Genomic DNA, 19,512 nt, shown 5'->3' with positions numbered 1-19,512 from the left:
GTGCCGGAACAGGCCCGTTCCCGCAAAATGCACCGCGCGCCGCGATATACCCTATGGTCAGCCGTAATATTTACGGTAATCTTCACATATTAACTCGCCAGCCGGACCGGCCAGCCCCTCCAGCATCCATCGCGGAAAAGGGCGCTCCGGCACAGAAGATCTTTTGAAGATAGCAATCCCAAGGGACGCCAGATGTCTGATAAAAAGACGATAAACGCCGTGACCACCCCGCTTGCATTGGGGGATCAGGGGCGGGATGCGCCGCAGGTTCTGATCAAGGAATGTCTCGGGATCGCGGGGCTCACCACGCGCTGCGGATCGCGCGCGTTCAAGGATGCGCCGCCCGAGACGGAGCATTCCGCAATCGTCGCCCATCTGCTTGCGCAGGGTGCGGCCATCACCGGCACCGTCACGATGCACGAGCTGGCTTTCGGGGTAACAGGCGTGAACACCTTCGCAGGCACGGCCCTCAACCCGAACTGGCCCGACCGTATTCCGGGTGGCTCGTCCTCGGGGTCGGCCTCGGCCGTTGCGGCGGGGCTTTGCGATTTTGCCGTTGGCACAGATACGGGCGGCTCGGTGCGCCAACCGGCCTGTTGCTGTGGCGTTTACGGGCTCAAACCGACCTACGGCGCAATCGACCGGCGCGGCGCCATTCCGCGCGGTTCCTCGCTCGACGTGATCGGGCCGTTTGCCGCGAGTGCCGAAGCCCTGACCCGTGCGGCAGCAATGATGCTACCCAGTTTCGCACCCGTCAAACTCGATACCCCGAAGCTCAAGCAGATCAATGTTGAGACAGATACCGATATTCTGGCGGCGCTCGAGGATGCGCTCGTGGGTTATGACGTGCCGGCGATTTCCCTGCCAAGCTTCAGGGCGTCCTATGAGGCGGGTCTGACCGTCATCAATTATGAACTCGCATCCGAATTCGGGCAACTTGCGCGCTCGGATGCCTCGCTTGGGGCGGATGTGAAGGCACGCATCCAGGCGGCGCTTTCGGTGACGCCCGAGGCGCTGGCGGAAGCAGAAACGGTGCGGGTGGTCTTCACCCGCGAGGTCGATGCGGCGCTTGAGGGGGTGGATGCGCTCGTGCTGCCCACCATGCCCTGCGTGCCGCCAACCTTGGCCGACGCCACCGATCCGCGCGCGCTTTTGCCTCTGACCCGCCTTGTGCGCCCGTTCAACCTGTCCGGCCATCCGGCGCTGACCCTTCCGCTGACCACGAAAGACGGCCTGCCCGCAGGTCTGCAACTGGTGGGTCGCAAAGGAGCCGAGGCCACGCTCTGCGCCATTGCCGAACATCTGTCGCGGGCCCTGGCCGCCCGTTCCATGCCGGAGATGCTTTCATGACCCGTTTCGAACCCGAACTCGCGCAGGCCGCCGAACTGGCCACGCTGTGCGAGGATATCCGTTCCCGCCGTGCCGAATTCGACGCGCTGCGCCATATCCCACGGGATATCGTCGATGGTTTCAAGCGCATCGGCATCTATCGCGCCTTCGTGCCCACGCGCTTTGGCGGCGATGCGATCAGCCCGATGGAGTTCCTGAACCTGCTCGAAATTATTTCGGCCGCGGACCCTTCGGCGGGTTGGGTGGCAAGCTTCGGCGTCTCCTCAACCTATCTCGCGGCGCTGCCCCCCGAGACCTTCGCGCAGATTTACACCGAGAACCCCGATACGGTCTTTGCAGGCGGTCTTTTCCCGCCGCAGAAAGCCACCCGTGTGGCGGGCGGGATCGAGGTGAGTGGCCGCTGGTCGTGGTGCTCGGGCTCGATGGGGGCCGATCTGCTGGGCGGTGGCATCAAGGTGGAGGGCGATACGACGCCCCTGCCGCGCACCGCCGTCATGCCGCGCGACAAGGTGACCATCGACGAGACATGGCACACGATCGGCCTCAAGGCCACGGGCAGCCATGATCTCGTAGCCCACAAGGTTATCGTGCCGGAGGACTGGACGTTCATTCGGGGCGCGCGCTCGGAAATGACCGACCCGATCTTCCGTTATCCGGCCATGGCGCTGGCGGCGCAGGTGCTGGCGGTGGTGGCGCTGGGGGCCGCGCGCGAGGCGCTCGATTTCATCCGCTCGGATGCGGCACAGAAAGCCTCGATCACCGGTGCCCCAAATCCCGGCGAGCGCCCCTATGTGCAAGCCCATCTGGCCCGCGCCGAGGCCACGCTCGCCGGTGCGCGCGCGCAATTCTATGACATCACGGCCCAGGCCTGGGACGAGCTGGCCCATAATGAGGCCGTTACCCCCGAGACGCATGTGAAGCTGCGCCTTGCGGCCACCTCGGCAGCCCATGACGGGGCGGCCGTGGCCCGCGAAGCCTTCGTGATGGGCGGGGCGGGCGCGATGATGCAGGGCCATCCGCTGGGCCGGATGATGGTCGATGCGGCCTGTGTGGCCCAGCATGCCTTCATGGGCGAGGGCACATGGACGGCTGCGGGGGCGGCCATGTTTGGCCAGCACACGCCTCCCGGCTTCCCGTAATCAAACAAAATTCCCGAAGAAAGACAGTGACATGAGTGATACCCCCAAAATCCGCACCCTTTTGTGCTTCAACAACCACCCGACCTTCTTCTCGCTCCCCTTCGATCAGATCGGCCCCGTATGGAAGGCGACCCAAGAACTGATGTCGGGCATCAACAAGATGGAAGGCGTCGAGATCGTCGGCACCTTTGACGACGATCAGACGCTGGTCGGTGCGACGCAGGGCTTCCCCTATACCTGGTATATCATGGCCGATTTTCCGACCCGTGCCGATGTGCAGGCCGCGTGCAACCTGCTTCGCACCATCGTGGTGGGCGAGGGCAATGACCGGCTGTGGAAATACATGACGGTCGAGGCCCGTATGGGCCGCGCGCTGGAGATCCCCGACCTATGAGCGATCTCGCCGCCCTTGCCTTACGTATCGAGCGCCTCGAGGCCGAGAGTGCCTGCCGCAAATGCCTGTCGGATTACATGGAACTCTGTGACCGATTGGACGAGACGACAGATCTGGAGGCTCTGGGCGCACTGTTTACCCGTGATGCCGTCTGGGGCGGGGCGGGCGACCGCTATGCCAAAGATTTCGGCGCGCATCAGGGGCGGGCGGCCATCGTGGGCTGGCTCGCCACCTTCTGCACGCCCCCGCATTTCGCGATGAACGCGCATTTCCTGTCCTCCGAGGCCCTCCACCACACGGATGAGGGCGTCACGGGGCGCTGGATCATGGCGCAGACCCCCACCTTCCATGACGGGCAGAGCTTCCTCATGGCCGCCCGTCTGGAGATCGATTTCCGGCAGGAGGAAGGCGCATGGCGCATGCACCGCTTCTCGACCCGCAACCTCTATGCGCGCCCGGTCAGCGACTGGACCGCGCCCATGCAAATTCCCGCACCCCGCCCCGTGGCGGTGGGTCAGTGAAAGGATAGACCATGTCTCTCGATACGTTTCCCGCCGGTCCGATGGATACCGACGCGCTGATGAAAGGCGACCGCGTCGCCACGCCCATGTATGAGGATCCCGCGATTTTCGATGCCGAGATGGAGAAGATCTTCGGGCGTGTCTGGGTCTGGGTCGGCCATGTCTCCGAAGTGCCGGGCAAGGGCAATTTCAAACTGAGCTGGGTCGGCACGCAGCCAGTCATCATCTCGCGCGACCGCAAGGACGAGGTCCATGTCTTCGTGAACCGCTGCCGCCACCGCGCCGCGACCGTCTGCGAAGTGAAAAAGGGCAAGACCTCGTCGTTCCAATGCCCCTATCACGGCTGGGGCTACGGCCTTGACGGCTCGCTTCGCGCGATCCCCTATACCGATGGCTATTCGACCGATTTCGACAAGCAGAATTACGGTCTGAAAAAGCTGAAGGTCGGGATTTTCGAAGGCATGATCTTTGCCTCCTTCAACATGGATGTCGAGCCGCTCGAGGATTTCCTCGGCAATGCCAAACCTTGGATCCGCCTCTTCATGAAACAGGGCGGCGGCTTCCCCGTGAAGACGCTGGGCGAGCACCAGTTCAAGGTGCCGATGAACTGGAAAATCCAGCTCGAGAACACCACCGACGCCTATCACTTCCCGATCGTGCATAAATCCTTCCTGCAATCGCTCGACGGCGAGGCCAACGAGACCTTCTCCTTCATGGATGACGACGATGGCTATGTGGAGGATCTGGGCAATGGCCATTCGGTCATGGTGATGATGCCGGAACTCGTCGATCTGGACCAAGACCCCGATGCGCCGATCCCCGAGCGGTTCAAGGAACTGGCCGAGACCCTGCGTGCCGATTACGACGAGGCGCAGGTCAAGCGGATCGTGCGCGCCGTGGGCGGCTGCGGCTTCAACCTCAACCTCTTCCCCAATGTGGCCTGCTCGCTCTCGTTCTTCCGCGTGCTGCGCCCTGTCTCGGTCCATGAGACCGAGATCCGCCATATCGCGCTTGGCATGCAGGGCGGTCCCGAGGCCGCCAACCAGATGCGTCTGCGCCTGCACGAACATTTCCAAGGGCCGATGGGCTTCGGCTCGCCCGATGATGCCGAGGTCTGGGAGCGCGTGCAGCGCGGCTCGGCCGGTGCGGGCGATGTGGATGTGATGGTCAACCGTGGTCTGGGCCTCGAGAAGACCTCGGAGAACGGTCTGCCGGTGGGCGATATCTCCGCCGAAACCGGCATGCGCTCGGCCTATAAAATGTGGAAAAAGGTGATGGACCAATGAAGGATCTCCCCGCAACCCAAACAGTCACGCTGCAAGCGGTGACCGAGTATCTCTGGGCCGAGGCCGATATGCTGGACGCCCGCGATTATGACCGTTGGCTGGGTCTCTGGGCCGAAGGGGGTCACTATGTGATCCCCGTCGAGAAGGAGGGCGATGATTTCGCCAACCAGCTCAACATCGCCTATGACGATGCCACCATGCGCGAGATGCGCGTGCGCCGGCTGCAGGGGGGCTTCTCGATTTCTGCGGCTCCGCCTGCGGAATCGGTGCGCACGCTCTCGCGCTTCGTGATGGAAGAGGTCGACGAGACCACGCTCAAGGTCCGCGCGGCGCAGCATGTCGTCGAGGATAAATTCGGCCGTCAGCGCGTCTTCGCCGCCAATGTCGAATGGGTGCTCAAGGTGACCGATGAGGGGCTGATGATCCGCGACAAGGTGATCCGCCTGCTCAATTCCGATGGAATGCTGACCTCGATCAGCTATCTGTTCTGATGGGGAAGCCTTTGCCTGATATTATCCAGACGGCTGTGATCACGGGCGGTGCCAGCGGTTTTGGCGCGGTGGCCACCCGTGCGCTCCATGCGGCGGGCTTCCGTGTTGTGATCACCGACCTCGACCAGGAGGCGGCAGGCGCTCTGGCGCTGGAGCTGGATCTGGCGGGGGAAACCGCCGTAACAGCCACGCTTGATGTGTCGAAACCGGAAGATTTCCAGACCGTGCTGACTAAGGTCATCGAGCGCTGGGGCTCGGCCGAGGTGTTGTTCAATAACGCCGCCCGCACCGAGGCCAAACCCGTGCTGGAGATTGACCCTGCTACCTTCAATGAGGTGATGGCGACCAATGCCGGTGGCGTCTTTGCTGGCTGCCAGACCTTCGGGCGGCATTTCAAGGAACGCGGCTACGGGCGCATCGTCAACATGGCCTCGCTTGCGGGACAGAATGGCGGCACAGCGACAGGGGCGCATTATGCGGCCTCGAAAGGTGCGATCCTCACGCTCACCAAGGTCTTTGCCCGTGATCTGGCGGCCTTTGGCGTGACCTGCAATGCCATCTCTCCGGGTCCGATGGATACGCCCATGGTGCATGGGATCGTTCCGGAAGAGCGGATGGAAGGCTTTCTGAAGAACATCCCCGTCGGGCGGCTCGGCTCGCCGGAGTTCGTCGCCAAGATGGTCACCATGCTGGCCTCCCCCGAGGCCGAATTCGTCACTGGCGCCTGTTGGGACGTCAATGGCGGCCTGTTCATGAGGTAAGGACAATGAAGGACATGCAGACTAACGCCCTCGTTCTGACCGTGGCCGAGCGCCTCGATGATCGGGGCGATATCATGCAGCTCACGCTGCGCGGCGCGGGCGATCTGCCCGCCTTCACCGCAGGCGCCCATATCGACCTTCTGGTGGAGACCGCAGAAGGCCCCGTCTGGCGGCAATATTCGCTGGCGGGCGATCCCTCGGACCGCTCTGCCTACCGTCTTGGCATCCTGCGCGATCCGGCCTCGCGGGGCGGCTCGGTGGCCTTGCATGACACGCTGAAAACCGGTGCAAGCGTGCATGTGGAAGGCCCGCGCAACCATTTCCCGCTGGCCGAGGCATCGTTCTCGGTGCTTTTCGGGGGCGGGATCGGGATCACTCCGATGCTGGCCATGGCATGGGAACTCTCTGCCAAGGGGGCCGATTTCATCCTGCATTACGCGACGCGATCGCAAGATCGCACCGCGTTTCTCGATCAGATCAAGAGCTTCCCATTTGCCGAGAAAATCGTTCTGCATCATGATGATGGCGCAGGTGCGGGCCCGGTTGATCTGGCGCGTGATCTGCCCGAAGCGGCCGTGGGCACCCATATCTATGTCTGCGGCCCGCAGGGTTTCATGGAGTGGGTGATCAACGGTGCCGAGGCTGCGGGCTACGCCCCCGCCAACATCCACCGCGAATATTTCTCGGCGGATGTGGATGTGACGGGCGACAGCTACGAGGTCGAATGTGCGGTCTCCGGTATCACCGTGACGGTCGGCCCCGAGGATACCATCGTCAAGGCGCTGGCCCGCGGAGGGATCAAGATCGAGGTGAAATGCGAAGAGGGCATCTGCGGCACCTGTGTCACCGATGTCATCGCGGGCGAGATCGATCACCGCGACCAGTTCCTGACCGAAGAGGAGCGCGAGGAAGGCGACCAGATCTGTGCCTGCTGCTCGCGCGCCTGTGGCAAACGTATCGTGCTGGACATCTGAGGGATCATCATGGAACTCAAGGATCTTTTCCGCGAAGGCATGTCGCGTCTCGGGGCGTCGGTCACCGTGCTGACCACCGATGGTCCGGCGGGCCGCCACGGGATGACGGCCTCGGCCGTCTGCTCGGTCACCGACACGCCGCCCACGCTTCTGGTCTGCGTCAACCGCAGTAACCGCAGCCATGACATGTTTGTCCAGAACGGCACGCTTTGTGTGAACGTGCTGGGCGGGCAGCATCGCGATCTGTCGGGGCGGTTTGCCAGATCAGGGCTCGAGGACCGCTTCGAGGGCACGCTCTGGTCCACCCATGCCACCGGAGCGCCGGTCTTGGGTGATGCGGTTGCCGCCTTTGATTGCGTGATCAGCGCGCGGCAGGAAGTGGGCACACATTCGGTCTTCTTCTGCGAGATCCGCGATATCGAGCTGGCTGAAGGCCCCTGCGAGACGCTCGTCTGGTGCAACCGCGACTTCCACCAGCTGGCGATGGCCTCCTGAGGGCCGCGTATAATTCTGCAAGCCTCCGCCCAAGAGGGGCAAAGCCATCCACTTTTCACAGGGAAACGCGACATGAATATGCGACTTGGACTGACTTCACTGGGCCTTCTGCTGGCGGGCACCGCCATCGCACAGGCCAATACCGTGCTGACCGTGGCCAACTGGCTACCGCCCGCGCATCCGCTGGTATCGGAGGTGATCAAACCGCTGACCGAAGAGATCGCCAAAGCGACCAATGGCGAGGTGACGGCCAATATCCTGCCTGCGCCGCTCGGGCCGCCTGCCGCGCATTTCGACTTTGCGGTCAATGGGGTGGCCGATATCACCTTCGGGGTGCAGGGCTATAATGCGGGGCGGTTCAAGACCACCAATATCGCCGAACTGCCCTTCCTGGGCGATAGCGCCGAGGCCAATTCGGTCGCCTATTGGCGCGTGTTCAAGGACAAGCTGGAGGCTGCGGGCGAATATAAGGGCGTGCATGTGCTGGGTGTCTTTACCCATGGTCCGGGCGAGATCTTCCTGAAAGAGGGCGATGCGGGCGCAACCGATGTCCTGAAAGGCCAGAAGATGCGCGTGGGCGGCGGCATCATCAACGAGGTGGCCAACAAGCTGGGCGCGGTCTCGGTGGAAGGGCCGTCTTCGAAATCCTACGAGCTGCTGAGCCAGGGCGTGGCCGACGGGATCTTCTTCCCCTATGAATCGGTCAACTTCTTCAAGCTGATCCCGCAGCTCTCGGAAGGCATCTCCGTGCCGGGCGGGCTGTATAACACCTCCTTCTATGTCGTGATGAACGAGAAGAAATGGGAGAGCCTGACCCCCGAGCAGCAGAAGGAGATCGACAGCGTGACCGGCGAGGCGCTTGCGCGTATGGCGGGCAAGATGTGGGACCGTGCCGATGCGCAGGGCATCGAGGCGATGAAGGGCAAGATCGATGTGACGCCCGCCACCAAAGAGCAGATGGCCGCGTGGCATGAGGCGCTGCAGCCGATCATCGATGCCAAGATCGCCGAAGTCTCGAGCACGGGCGTCGATGGTCAGGCCGCCTATGACGAGATGAAGGCCCAGATCGAGACGGTCTCGGCCGAGATGAAGGCCGCGCAATGAAACCGGCCGATCTGAGCCTTCGGGACAGTGGCGAACAGGCGGGGGAGGGGGCAGGGCTCCCCTCCGCCCATACCGTTCTGGCGGTCCTTGGCGGTATCCTGCTGATGGCGATGATGGGACTGACGGTGGTCGATGTGGTGGGCCGCTATCTGTTCAACGCGCCGCTCAAGGGGGCGGCAGAACTCACCGAGCTTCTGCTGTGCGCTACAATCTTCCTCGGCCTGCCAGCGGTGGCATTGCGCAACGAGCATGTGACGGTCGATCTGGTCACCGACGCGATGCCCGACCGGTGGCAGCCATGGCGGCGCATGGCCTGCGGGATTTTCTCGGCGGTGGTGTTGGGGGTCGTGACATGGCGGATCTGGGTCTATGCGGACCAGATCGCGGGCTATGGCGGCGCCACGACCAACCTGTTGCTCCCCATCGCCCCGCTGGGCTATTTCTGCGCCATTTGCACTGCTGTGGGGATGATCATGGCGGTTTATGTGCCATTTCAGGCGCTGATCACGCGCGCCACGAAGGGATAGAGTATGGAATATTGGCCAATTGGTATGGCGGTGGTGATGGGGCTTTTGCTCTGTGGCGTGCCGATCGCCTTTGCGCTGGCAGGTGTGGGGGTCGTGGGCGTTGCCTCGATCATCGGCTGGACGCCTGCGCTCTCGCTTATGGGTTCGGCGTTTTTCGACAATGGCCGTGATTACTCGCTCTCGGTGCTGCCGCTGTTCCTGATGATGGGCAATTTCGTGGTGCAATCGGGGATCGCGACAGAGCTTTATAACGCGGCCTACGCATGGCTGCGCCACCGCAAGGGCGGGCTGGCCACGGCGACCGTGGTGGCCTGTGGCGCGTTCTCCTCGGTCTGCGGCTCGTCCATGGCCACCGCCGCCACCATGACGCGGATCGCGCTGCCTTCCATGCGGCGCTTCGGCTATCCCGACCAACTCTCGACGGCCTCCATCGCGGCAGGCGGCACACTGGGCATCCTGATCCCGCCTTCGGTCATACTGGTTTTCTATGGCATTATGACCCAGCAGGATATCGGCAAGCTGTTTCTTGCGGGGCTGATCCCGGGTATTCTAGGGATCATCGGCTACGCCATCGCCGTGCGCATTACCATCGCGCTCAAAGGCATCGATCTGCCGGTCGAGGAAAAGCTGCCGCTGGGCGAGCGGATCCGCGCGCTCAAGGGCACGGCCGGCGCGCTGGTCCTCTTCGTATTCGTGATGGGGGGCATTTATCTGGGCGTTTTCACCCCCACCGAGTCCGCGGGCATGGGGGCGGCTGGTGCTCTTTTGCTGGTGGTGCTCTCGGGGCGCTTCACATGGGCGGGGCTCGTCAATGTGCTCTATGATACGATGAAAACCACCGCGATGATGTTCTTCATCCTGTTCGGCGCGCTGACCTTCACCAATTACGTCAACATGTCGGGCATGACGACTGATATCCAGAGCTTCCTCGGCCTGTTCGGCACCACGCCGATCGTGACCATTCTGGTGATCCTGTGCATCTATCTGGTGCTGGGATGTGTGCTGGAAAGCCTGTCGATGATCATGCTGACGGTGCCGGTCTTCTATCCGATTGTCGCGGCACAGGGGATCGACTTGATCTGGTTCGGGATCTTCGTCGTGATGGTCACCGAGATCAGCTATATCACACCGCCGGTGGGCATGAACGCATTCGTGCTGCGCTCGGTGGTGCCGGATGTGCGGTTGGGCACGATCTTCCGCGGGCTCGGGCCGTTTGTGGCGATGGATGTGGTGCGGGTCGCGATCCTGACCATTTTCCCGACGCTTGTTCTGATCCTGACCTGAGGGGGCACCATGGAAAGCAGGATGAAAATCGCGGTGATCGGGGCCGGTAATATCGGCACGGCGATGGCCGCCCTTCTGGGAGGCTCCGGCGCCGAGGTCACGGTCACGGCACGCGGGCTCCGGCTCGAGCAGATCCGCGCCCAAGGGGTGGCGCTATGTGACCGTGGCACATGGCACCGCGCCCGCCCGCAGGCGAAACAGGCGCTGGAGCAGGTGCAGGATGCCGTGTTCTTCTGTGTGAAGGCGCAAGCCCTGCCGCAGGCGGTGGCCGAGAACATCGCGGGGATCGGGCCGGACACGCTCGTTATCCCGATGGTCAATGGTCTGCCCTTCTGGTTTTTTGCGGGCGGGGCCGAGGTGCCCTTCGTCGATCCCGAGGCGATACTGGCCCGCCATCTCGATCCGCAGCAGGTGCTGGGGGCGGTGCTCCTGATGACCGTGCGGATGGAGGCGGGCGAGGCGCTGTCTTCCAATACGCCGACGCTGTCGCTCGGACCCGCGATGGGGGCGCATGACCGCCCCGCGATCGCGCGGCTGGCCCGTGTGCTGGAGGCGGGGGGCATCCTCACCGATGTGACGCCCACCATCCGGCAGAAGGTGTTGGTGAAGCTTCTGGCCAATATTACCACCAATCCGCTCTCGGCGCTGCTGGGAGACCATCTCTCGACCATCGGGAACAGTCCCGAGCTTGCTGCGCTTGCCTGTGCTGTGGCCGATCCGTTCCGCGCATGGGCCGGGGATCTGGGTTACGCTCTGCCCGATAACCGCTGGCTCACCGATCTCTATATCGATGCCGGAGATTTCCCGACCTCGATGTTGCAGGATGCCCGTGCCGGCCGCGCCCTCGAGCTGGATGCCATTGCCCGGGCGCCCATGGCGATGGCGGAGGCGGCAGGCCATCCGAACCCCGCGCTCGCCGCCATTCTCGCCGCACTCGACACCCACTGCACTTTGCCGCTCTCGGGCTCCGAGGCGCAGATCGCCCGACATTCCCTCATGAACACCATTTCTCTGGAAAGGATCTGACATGAACGACCTGACCCCGATCCATAAGCCGCTTGCCGAAATGACCGAAGCGGAGCTGCGCGTGCAGCTTGCCGATTTCTACCATCTTGTCAGCTACATGGGCTGGACCGAGCTGATCTTCAACCATATCTCGGTGCGTCTGCCGGGCGATGAGCATGCCTATCTGGTGAACCCGATGGGGCTGCATTACGACGAGGTGACGCCCGAGAACCTGCTGGTGGTGGGCGTGGATGGCAAGCTGAAACGCGAGAGCCCCTACAAGCCCAACCCCGCCGGTTTCGCCCTGCATGGCGTAATCCACGAGCATCGCCCCGATGTGGGCTGTGTGGCCCATACCCATACCACGCCGATCTCGGCCATCGTGGGCAAGATGGCCCCGATCTCGCATGACAATTTCAACGGGGCGCAGCTTTATGGGCGCGTGGCCTATCACGAGTTCGAGGGGATCACGATCTACGATACCGAGCGCGAGCGGATGCTGGCCTCGCTGGGCGATAAACATGTGCTCGTTCTGCGCAATCACGGGATCGCAGTCTGCGAGGCCGATATTCCGCTGACCTTCTTCCTGTTGTGGACGGTCCAGCGTGCCGCCGAGATCCAATGCGCGACCGCCGGTATTCCGGGGCCGGACAGCACCCTGCCCGAAGGGATCAAACGCAAATGTGCCGAGGATGCGCAGCGGTTGAAGGATAATTCGTCCTTCGCGACGCTGCTGTTTGACGCGATGGTGCGCAAGATGAAGCGCGACTGCCCGCATTTCGCCTGAGTTATACGCCCGAGGCCCATCGGGTGTTGACCCTCCCCGCATAGGGGAGGGCCTTTGCGTTCAGGCGGGCACGTTGCCCGGAAGGGTGGCAAGAGCCGCCGCCATACGGGCATAGACCTCCGCCGCATCATGGCAGCCATTGAGCCACAGGCAGTTATCGGGCCGGCCCGTCTGGCGCAGCCAGTCGACGACGGTCATACCGGTGGTCAGCTCGCCTGCGCATTCCACATCGACGGGGCAGAGCTTGCCGGGGAACAGATCGGGCCAGATCGTGGCGGCAATCGCCACCGCATCATGCAGCGGCCGCGTCTTTGTGCCGTATTTCTTGTTCCCGTATTGTTCGAAGAATTCCATCATGCCGGCACAGGCCTGCATGACCTCCGTGCCCGTCTCACGCAGGGTCGTGGACCAGCCCAGAGGTGCGGCGCAGGCATGGGTGCAGTCCAGCGGCACGGCGGTGACCGGAACTCCGGCCTCCCCCGCCGAGGAGAGCACGATCCGCACGGCCTCGGGGTCGACGAGGATGTTGTATTCGGCGGCAGGGGTCATATTGCCGCCCTCGAAGAAGCCGCCCCCCATGAAGCTGATCCCTGCCATGTTCTGCAAGATCTCGGGGGCGCGACGGATGGCCAGCGCCAGATTGGTCTGCGGGCCGAGGCAGATCATCTGCACCTTTTGCGGATGCGCGAGGATGGTTTCGATTATGAAATCCACCGCATGGGTTTTGGCGGGGGGGAAGCGGGCCTCGGCCCAGTCCCAGCCGTCAATCCCCGTCTCGCCGTGGATCTCGGGCACGGGACGCGGCTTGCGGATCAGCGGGCGGGCGGAGCCCGCATGGACCGGTGTTTTGGGCAGGCCAGCCAATTCGACAATACGGCGCGCATTATCGGTGGTCTGCTCGAGCCCCATATTTCCGGCCACCGTCGTCAGGCCCAGAACGTCCAGCTCGGGCACCGCGAGAGCGAGCAGGATTGCAAAGGCGTCGTCTTGGCCCGGATCGGTGTCGATGATGACGGGAAGCGCCATGGAATACTCCTTGTGACCGGAACTCCGGCATTGATGGTATAAATGTGATGCATCTTTGGGCATATCCGGATTGGTATACCGAAAATTGCGATATGCCATCGCAAACCACTTCCATCAAAAGATCAAGTCTCGAATACTGTATACAGAAAATACTGGAGGAAAGTATGAAGGGCGAATTCGACAATATTCCGATCGTGGATCTGAGCGCCTTGGCTGCGAGTGCCACCCCCGAGGCGCGCGCCGAGACGGTTGCGGCGCTCAAATCGGCTCTGGAGACGTCGGGCTTTGCCTATCTGTCCGGCCATGGCGTGTCCGAGGATCTGGTCGAGAAAATGCGCCAGATGAACATGGCCTTCCATGATCTTCCGATGGAGGAGAAAATGGCGCTCAAGATCAACGAGTTCCACCGTGGCTATATGCCGATGTCGTCCTCGACTATCGTGACCTCCTCGGTGGCCAAGGTCACCAAGCCGAACCGTTCCGAGAGCCTCATGGTAATGCATGATGTGCCCGAGGATGCGTCCTATGCAGGCGAGCCGATGCATGGCCCGAACCAGTTCCCCGCTTCCCTGCCGGAAGTCGAGGAGACCGCGCTGGCTTATATGCGCGAGATGACGGGGTTGGGTGAGCGGATCGCCGAGGCGCTGGCCGAGGCGCTTGGCCTCGAGCGCGACTGGTTCGCGAAGTATTTCGACACTCCGACGCTGTTCCTGCGCCTGCTGCATTATCCCGAACAGCCCGATGAGGAAGAGCTCTTCGGCTCCGCTCCGCATACCGATTACGGCTTCATCACGCTTCTCAAGCAGGATAATGTCGGCGGGCTCGAGGTGCGCAACAAGCGTGGCGACTGGATCCCCGCGCCGCCGATCGAGGGCACTTTTGTCATGAATGTTGGCGACATCCTGTCCAAATGGTCGAATGGGCGGTTTGTGTCCACGCCCCACCGCGTGCGTAACCTCTCGCGCAAGGACCGCTATTCGCAGCCCTTCTTCTACGATCCGTCGATGCGCGCGCTGGTGGAATGCCCCGAGGCGATGCTCGAGGCAGGCGAGACCGCGCAGATGGAGCCGGTGCTCTATGGCGATTATTTGCTTGAACGTCTGAACAAGAATTACGACTACCGCAAAAAAGCCTCCTGAGGCGATCCGGGCGGCAAGATCCGGCACCCACCAAGGCACCAATAGGGACATGACCATGACTGATCTGAATCGTCGCAAATTGCTCACGGCGCTCGTTGCCTTGGGCGGGGCCTCCGTGCTCAATATTCCGGCCGTCTACGCGGCCACCAACGAGTTGGTGATCACCACCTATGGTGGCTCCTGGGAGAAGTTCTGGCGTGATACGCTGATCCCCGGTTTCACCAAGGAGACCGGGATCACCCCCAAGCTCGATATCGGGCTTGGCCGGGTCTATACCGCCAATATGCGGGCCGCTGGCAAGGAAGATCCGCCCTATGGCTGCCTGATGTTCAACGAGATCTATGCGCAGGTGCTGCGCAAGGAGGGGTTCTTCGAGAAGCTCGACCAGTCGTTGCTGCCGAACTACCAGGACCTCTATCCGGTAGCGACCAAGGCCTCCGACGGTTATGGCGCGGTCGGTCTGATCTCGCCTATCGGGATCGGTTACCGCACCGATATGATTTCGGCCCCGCCGACCTCGTGGAAGGATCTGTGGGAGAACGAGGAGCTGAAAGGCCGCCTCGGTCTTTACAATATCGTCAACTCCGCGGGTAAGATGTTCCTGATGCTGGCGTCCAAGATCTATGGTTCGGGCATCGACGATCTGGAAACCGGCTTTGCCAAGCTGAAAGAGTTGGGCCCTGTCTACCAGACAGATTTCAACATGAGCACGGCCATGGCTACCGGCGAGATTGCCGTCGCGCCGTTCGATTTCGGCGAGATCGCGCGGCTGCGCGAGCAGGGGCTGCCGGTCGATTGCATCATCCCCGACGAGGGCCTGATGATGTGGGACCAGACCTTCAGTATCTGCGCCAATACGCCTGCCCGTGAAGAGGCCTATAAATATCTCGATTTCGTTTTGGGTCCTATCGGTCAGGATCTGTTGATGCGCGAATTCTTCGTCTCGCCAGTCAACAAGACCGTTGAAGTACCGGAAGACCTGCAAAAGGATGTGCCTGTCTTCGGGGCGGCCATGGACCAGTTTATCGAATGGGACTGGGAGTTGATGAACTCCAGATCCGAAGAAATTGCGCGCCGCTGGAACGAGATCTTCGGCGCCTGACCCCTTCCCCTCTCCTGTCCCTTCGGGTTTACCCCGTTGGGGCAGGCTTTTTCTTTTCCGACCCCGGTAACAGATGACCCAGGTAACGCTCCAGTCTCTTGTGAAGACCTATGGCAAGACACCCGCCCTCAAATCCGTTTCGCTCGAGATCGGCGATGGCGAGTTTGTCTCTCTTCTGGGCCCCTCGGGATGCGGTAAATCCACCACGCTTCGCTGCATCGCGGGGTTCGAGGATATCACCGGCGGGCAGATCCTGTTCGACGGGCGTGATATCTCGCGCAAGTTGCCCGAGGAACGCGATATCGGTATGGTGTTCCAGTCCTATGCGCTTTTCCCGCATATGACGGTCGCGCAGAATCTGGCCTTCGGGTTGCAGATGCGCAAGATCGCCAAATCCGAGATCACGCGCCGTGTCGCGCGCGCCCTCGATATGGTGCAGCTCACCCCCTATGCCGAGCGCTATCCCAAGGCGCTGTCGGGCGGCCAGCAGCAGCGTGTGGCGCTGGCACGGGCTCTGGTGATCGAGCCTGCGATCTTGCTGCTGGACGAGCCTCTGGCCAATCTCGATGCCGCATTGCGTGACGAGATGCGCGGCTTTATCCGCGACCTGCAGCGCCGTGTGGGCATCACCACGATCTATGTCACCCATGACCAGAACGAGGCGATGACCATGTCCGACCGCGTGGTCGTGATGTTCAATGGTGAGATTGCCCAGCGGGGCAGCCCCGAAGATGTCTATGACCGCCCGCAGACCGAGGCCATCGCGCGGTTTGTCGGCAACGCCAATATCCTGTCGCTGCCGGTCTCGGCAGATGGCGAGGGGGTGGATCTGCCCGAGGGACGCAGCCTGCCGCTGGTGGGGGCACATCTGCCCGCAGGGGCCAGCCTGCGTCTGATGGCGCGGCCCGAGCAGATCGGCATTTGCGCGCCCGAGGAGGGCGATCTGGTGGGGCAGGTGATCTCCTGTGCCTTCAGCGGCGGGCATCTGGAATATATCATCGAGACGGATCTCGGGCCGATGGCGGTGATCTCGCCCACGACCTATCGCGCGAATGAGGGCGAACGCGTGGGGCTGAGCCTCGATCCGGCACGGCTCTGGCCGCTCGGAGCGGACGCATGACGATCTCGCGCACGCGCTCCATGCTGTTGATCCTGCCGGCGGCCATTCTGGTCTTCGGCTTCATCATGCTGCCCTATATCTCGGTGCTGGTCATGAGCTTCCGGCTGCCGGGCGAGGGCCAGACGCCTTATGGCGAGGGCTTTGGTCTGACGGCCTATGAGTCCTTCTTCTCCCAGCCCTATTATCTCGACAGCCTGCCGCAGACATTGTGGATGGGGGCGCTGACCACTTTCCTGTGCCTTGTGCTGGCCTATCCGGTGGCGCTGCATATCGCGCTGGCCTCGCGGCGCTGGCGGGGGCTTCTCTACGGGCTGGTGCTGTCGCCGCTTCTGGTGGGGATCGTGGTGCGCAGCTATGGCTGGACGATCCTTCTGGGCAATGCCGGTGTCATCAATACGGTTTTGCGTGACTGGGGACTGATTTCGCGGCCTATTCCACTGATGTATAATGATTTCGGCGTAATCCTTGCGCTGGCGCATGTGTTCTTGCCCTTCATGGTGCTGCCGCTTCTGTCGACGCTGTCCCAGATGGACCATTCGGTGGCGCAGGCGGCGCGTTCGCTGGGGGCGAAGCGCTTCACCGTCTTTCGTCGCGTGACGCTGCCGATGTCGATGCCCGGCATCCAGTCGGGCTGTATTCTGGTCTTCGTGCTGGCGGTCTCGTCCTATGTGACGCCCGCGCTGATCGGCGGGATGCGGGTGAAGACAACAACCATCCTCGTGGTGGATGCGCTTCTTGACCAGTATCAATGGCCGTTTGGTGCGGCGATGGCACTGGTGCTGGCGGTCTCGGCGGGGATTATCGTGCTGATCTTCTCGCGCCTGACGCGAATGAAGTGGAAATGACCATGCGGCTTGCCTCTCCTCTCCTGGGTCTGTTGCGCTTCGGCGTCTATGCCTTTTTGCTCGCGCCCATCGTCATTGTTGTGCTGGCCTCGCTCAATGCCGGAAACTTCCTGACCTTCCCGCCGCAGGGCCTGTCCCTGCGCTGGTTCTGGACCTTCCTGGGCAATAAGGTCTTCATCGACGCGATCCTCTATTCGAGCATTCTGGCGGGCTCGGCCACGGCGGTGTCGATGGTGATCGGCACGATGGCCGCGCTTTATGTGGTGCGCCATGCAGGGCCTGCGCGCGAGGGCTGGCGTATCCTGATGCTCCTGCCGCTGATCCTTCCCGAGATCCTGACGGCGATCGCGCTTTTGTTCTTCTTCTTCGAGATCGGGGTGGGGACCGAGCACAAGATCGCGCTCTTCACGGGCCATGTGCTGATGACGCTGCCCTTCATCTTCCTCAATGTGGTGACGGTGCTACAGGGGCGCGATGATGCCTGCGAGCTGGCCGCGCGCACCCTGGGGGCTACCCGCATGGTAGCCTTCCGCCGCATCACCCTGCCATTGATCGCGCCGGGTCTTGCGACGGGGGCGGTCTTTGCCTTCATCATTAGTTTCGATACTTTCGGCATCTCCTATATGCTCAAGGGCACGGGTTCTGCTCCTCTCCCGATCCAGCTCTATGATTACCTGCGCTTCAACTTCACGCCCGAGGCCGCCGCCGTTTCCACAGTATCGATCATCGTCTCTCTCGCCCTTGTCGTCGTGACGGACTTGCTGTTTGGCCGGAAATGACGCAGCAAGAACATCTTGGATGATTGCCGGATGATGGGACGCGGAGAGGTGTGATGGACGAGATAGGCGGGCCGTTGAAGCTGCGCTCGATCGGAGCGGAGATTGCAGATCGGCTGGAAGCGGCTATCGTCCGTGAGGCGTTCCGCCCCGGCGAGAAGCTGCGCGAGATCGAGATATGCGAGCGGTTCGGGATCTCGCGTTCGCCTCTGCGTGAGGCATTCCAGATCCTCGAAGGGCGCGGGCTGGTCGAACGCAAGCCCCGACTGGGGACCAGCGTGACGCCCATGTCGCTCAAGGCGCTCGATGATATCACCCTGTGCCGGATCCCGCTCGAGGGCAGCTGTGCACGGCTTCTGGCCGAACATCCCGATCACGAGGCCATCGCGTTGCGTCTCGAGACCTGTCTTGGCGAGATGCGCACCGCATTGGTGGCGCAGGATCTGAGCGAGGGATTCGAGGCCAATGTCCGCCTGACCATGATGCTGCACGAGACCTGCGGCAATCCGGTTCTGGCGCGGCTTTTGCGTCAGCTCGATACCTCGGCGCTACGTTACCGCTATGGTGCCTATATCCGCGATGCGGGTATGCTGGAGCGGATGATCGAGGCCAATGCCGCGATGATCGCCGCGATCCGTGCGGGGAATGGCGATGCGGCCTCCGATCTGACCGAGGATCTGGTGCGCAGCGCATGGCAGGCCACGCGCCGTATCCATAGCGATGCGGGCCGCGCCTAAGCGGTCAGCTCGCCGAGATTGACGAAGACCTTCTCGAGAAGCAGGTTCATCACCAGCTGTTCCTCACGGGAAAACCCCGTGAAGGCATGGGCGAAGATCTCGTCGGCGATCTTGCGTGCGCGCATCCGCATCTCGTTGCCCGCATCGGTCAGGGTCACTTCGGTGACACGGCCATCGCTGGCCCGCGGTCCGGTCATCACCAGCCCCTGTGCCGTCATCCGCTGGATGATTTTCGTCGCCGTATTGGCCTTGATGATACAATGGGTCGAGATTTCCGAGATCGACAGTGCCTTGTCCTCGTAAAGCGACATCAGCACCCGCCAGTAGGCGATGTCCATCCCTTCGGCCTTCAGCCGTGCCTCCATCACCTGCATGTAGCGCGAGGACGTCTGTGTGATCCAGTAGAACGGCCATTCGGCTTTGTTGAAGCCGGCTTCATGCGGAGGAGGCGATGTGGTCATGGGCGGAACAGGTCTCTGGCAGATAGGGAAGGGCGGGCCTTGCAGTCCATACAACCTGATTTGCCGGACTGGCAATAATCCAGAGCCCGAAACAACCCGATTATGCGATTTCGTGAGGATCGATTAAAGCAAGAGGAGGTTAGAGCGGCGGCGATCTCAGGGAGGAGGAGGAGATCGCCGCCTGTTTC

Annotated in this window: 22 protein-coding genes; 20 read left to right on the top strand and 2 right to left on the bottom strand. The window is 62.3% G+C overall.

The window, feature by feature from the left end:
• Nucleotides 1-192: 192 nt before the first annotated feature.
• The 14 genes from ABEB22_RS20140 to ABEB22_RS20075 all read left to right on the top strand — a co-directional run bounded on the left by ABEB22_RS20140 (nucleotide 193) and on the right by ABEB22_RS20075 (nucleotide 12,118).
• Nucleotides 193-1,350 carry an amidase gene (locus ABEB22_RS20140; RefSeq protein WP_349295109.1) on the top strand — a complete coding sequence of 386 codons (1,158 nt, stop codon included), beginning with the start codon at nucleotides 193-195 and terminating at the stop codon, nucleotides 1,348-1,350.
• On the top strand, nucleotides 1,347-2,489 hold the full coding sequence (locus ABEB22_RS20135) for an acyl-CoA dehydrogenase family protein (RefSeq protein WP_349295108.1): 1,143 nt from the start codon (nucleotides 1,347-1,349) through the stop codon (nucleotides 2,487-2,489). The genes ABEB22_RS20140 and ABEB22_RS20135 overlap by 4 nt, the downstream gene beginning before the upstream one ends.
• A 31-nt stretch (nucleotides 2,490-2,520) precedes the next feature.
• Nucleotides 2,521-2,883, top strand: coding sequence for a hypothetical protein (locus ABEB22_RS20130; protein WP_339115175.1), 363 nt, complete (start codon nucleotides 2,521-2,523; stop codon nucleotides 2,881-2,883).
• Nucleotides 2,880-3,404 carry a nuclear transport factor 2 family protein gene (locus ABEB22_RS20125; RefSeq protein WP_349295107.1) on the top strand — a complete coding sequence of 175 codons (525 nt, stop codon included), beginning with the start codon at nucleotides 2,880-2,882 and terminating at the stop codon, nucleotides 3,402-3,404. Before ABEB22_RS20130 ends, ABEB22_RS20125 begins: the two co-directional genes overlap by 4 nt.
• Before the next feature lie 11 nt (nucleotides 3,405-3,415).
• Nucleotides 3,416-4,690 (top strand): aromatic ring-hydroxylating dioxygenase subunit alpha, encoded by a 1,275-nt coding sequence (locus ABEB22_RS20120; protein WP_349295106.1) that lies wholly within the window; start codon nucleotides 3,416-3,418, stop codon nucleotides 4,688-4,690.
• On the top strand, nucleotides 4,687-5,181 hold the full coding sequence (locus ABEB22_RS20115) for an aromatic-ring-hydroxylating dioxygenase subunit beta (RefSeq protein WP_349295105.1): 495 nt from the start codon (nucleotides 4,687-4,689) through the stop codon (nucleotides 5,179-5,181). Before ABEB22_RS20120 ends, ABEB22_RS20115 begins: the two co-directional genes overlap by 4 nt.
• Entirely contained in the window at nucleotides 5,181-5,942 is a 762-nt protein-coding gene (locus ABEB22_RS20110) for an SDR family NAD(P)-dependent oxidoreductase (protein WP_349295104.1), read from the top strand. Before ABEB22_RS20115 ends, ABEB22_RS20110 begins: the two co-directional genes overlap by 1 nt.
• Before the next feature lie 14 nt (nucleotides 5,943-5,956).
• Entirely contained in the window at nucleotides 5,957-6,916 is a 960-nt protein-coding gene (locus ABEB22_RS20105; protein WP_349295103.1) for a PDR/VanB family oxidoreductase, read from the top strand.
• 9 nt (nucleotides 6,917-6,925) lie between these two features.
• Complete coding sequence (locus ABEB22_RS20100; RefSeq protein WP_349295102.1) at nucleotides 6,926-7,411, top strand: flavin reductase; 486 nt, start codon at nucleotides 6,926-6,928, stop codon at nucleotides 7,409-7,411.
• A 72-nt stretch (nucleotides 7,412-7,483) separates the two neighbouring features.
• Nucleotides 7,484-8,515: a TRAP transporter substrate-binding protein gene (locus ABEB22_RS20095; RefSeq protein ID WP_349295101.1), complete on the top strand. Its 1,032-nt coding sequence runs from the start codon at nucleotides 7,484-7,486 to the stop codon at nucleotides 8,513-8,515.
• Complete coding sequence (locus tag ABEB22_RS20090; RefSeq protein ID WP_339115168.1) at nucleotides 8,512-9,042, top strand: TRAP transporter small permease; 531 nt, start codon at nucleotides 8,512-8,514, stop codon at nucleotides 9,040-9,042. The genes ABEB22_RS20095 and ABEB22_RS20090 overlap by 4 nt, the downstream gene beginning before the upstream one ends.
• A gap of 3 nt (nucleotides 9,043-9,045) precedes the next feature.
• Nucleotides 9,046-10,326, top strand: coding sequence for a TRAP transporter large permease (locus tag ABEB22_RS20085; RefSeq protein WP_349295100.1), 1,281 nt, complete (start codon nucleotides 9,046-9,048; stop codon nucleotides 10,324-10,326).
• A 9-nt stretch (nucleotides 10,327-10,335) separates the two neighbouring features.
• A complete protein-coding gene (locus tag ABEB22_RS20080) occupies nucleotides 10,336-11,352 on the top strand; it encodes a 2-dehydropantoate 2-reductase N-terminal domain-containing protein (protein ID WP_349295099.1) in 1,017 nt (338 codons plus the stop codon).
• A 1-nt stretch (nucleotide 11,353) separates the two neighbouring features.
• Nucleotides 11,354-12,118 (top strand): class II aldolase/adducin family protein, encoded by a 765-nt coding sequence (locus ABEB22_RS20075; protein WP_349295098.1) that lies wholly within the window; start codon nucleotides 11,354-11,356, stop codon nucleotides 12,116-12,118.
• Nucleotides 12,119-12,178: 60 nt separating this feature from the next.
• Here the strand turns inward: ABEB22_RS20075 and ABEB22_RS20070 are convergent, their stop codons facing one another.
• Nucleotides 12,179-13,144 (bottom strand): nucleoside hydrolase, encoded by a 966-nt coding sequence (locus tag ABEB22_RS20070; protein WP_339115164.1) that lies wholly within the window; start codon nucleotides 13,142-13,144, stop codon nucleotides 12,179-12,181.
• Between the two features lie 164 nt (nucleotides 13,145-13,308).
• On the opposite strand from ABEB22_RS20070, the gene ABEB22_RS20065 reads away from it, so the two are divergent.
• The 6 genes from ABEB22_RS20065 (at nucleotide 13,309) to ABEB22_RS20040 (ending at nucleotide 18,863) form a co-directional block, all read left to right on the top strand.
• Nucleotides 13,309-14,283 (top strand): 2OG-Fe(II) oxygenase family protein, encoded by a 975-nt coding sequence (locus tag ABEB22_RS20065; protein ID WP_339115163.1) that lies wholly within the window; start codon nucleotides 13,309-13,311, stop codon nucleotides 14,281-14,283.
• Nucleotides 14,284-14,338: 55 nt separating this feature from the next.
• Complete coding sequence (locus ABEB22_RS20060; RefSeq protein WP_349295097.1) at nucleotides 14,339-15,385, top strand: ABC transporter substrate-binding protein; 1,047 nt, start codon at nucleotides 14,339-14,341, stop codon at nucleotides 15,383-15,385.
• Between the two features lie 73 nt (nucleotides 15,386-15,458).
• A complete protein-coding gene (locus ABEB22_RS20055) occupies nucleotides 15,459-16,505 on the top strand; it encodes an ABC transporter ATP-binding protein (RefSeq protein WP_349295096.1) in 1,047 nt (348 codons plus the stop codon).
• Nucleotides 16,502-17,350, top strand: a complete 849-nt coding sequence (locus ABEB22_RS20050; RefSeq protein WP_349295095.1) for an ABC transporter permease — start codon at nucleotides 16,502-16,504, stop codon at nucleotides 17,348-17,350. The genes ABEB22_RS20055 and ABEB22_RS20050 overlap by 4 nt, the downstream gene beginning before the upstream one ends.
• Nucleotides 17,347-18,129 (top strand): ABC transporter permease, encoded by a 783-nt coding sequence (locus tag ABEB22_RS20045; protein WP_339115159.1) that lies wholly within the window; start codon nucleotides 17,347-17,349, stop codon nucleotides 18,127-18,129. Before ABEB22_RS20050 ends, ABEB22_RS20045 begins: the two co-directional genes overlap by 4 nt.
• A gap of 53 nt (nucleotides 18,130-18,182) precedes the next feature.
• The gene (locus ABEB22_RS20040) at nucleotides 18,183-18,863 is read left to right on the top strand and encodes a GntR family transcriptional regulator (protein WP_339115158.1); all 681 of its coding nucleotides are present in this window, start codon (nucleotides 18,183-18,185) and stop codon (nucleotides 18,861-18,863) included.
• Here the strand turns inward: ABEB22_RS20040 and ABEB22_RS20035 are convergent.
• Complete coding sequence (locus ABEB22_RS20035) at nucleotides 18,860-19,324, bottom strand: MarR family winged helix-turn-helix transcriptional regulator (protein ID WP_339115157.1); 465 nt, start codon at nucleotides 19,322-19,324, stop codon at nucleotides 18,860-18,862. The two genes, ABEB22_RS20040 and ABEB22_RS20035, sit on opposite strands and share 4 nt — an antisense overlap.
• Nucleotides 19,325-19,512 lie beyond the last annotated feature (188 nt).

Source organism: Thioclava sp. 'Guangxiensis' (assembly GCF_045348365.1).
GTDB classification, from domain to species: Bacteria; Pseudomonadota; Alphaproteobacteria; order Rhodobacterales; family Rhodobacteraceae; genus Thioclava; species Thioclava kandeliae.
Note: the sequence above shows the minus strand (reverse complement) of the source record. Positions and strands in the feature narration are given on the sequence as shown.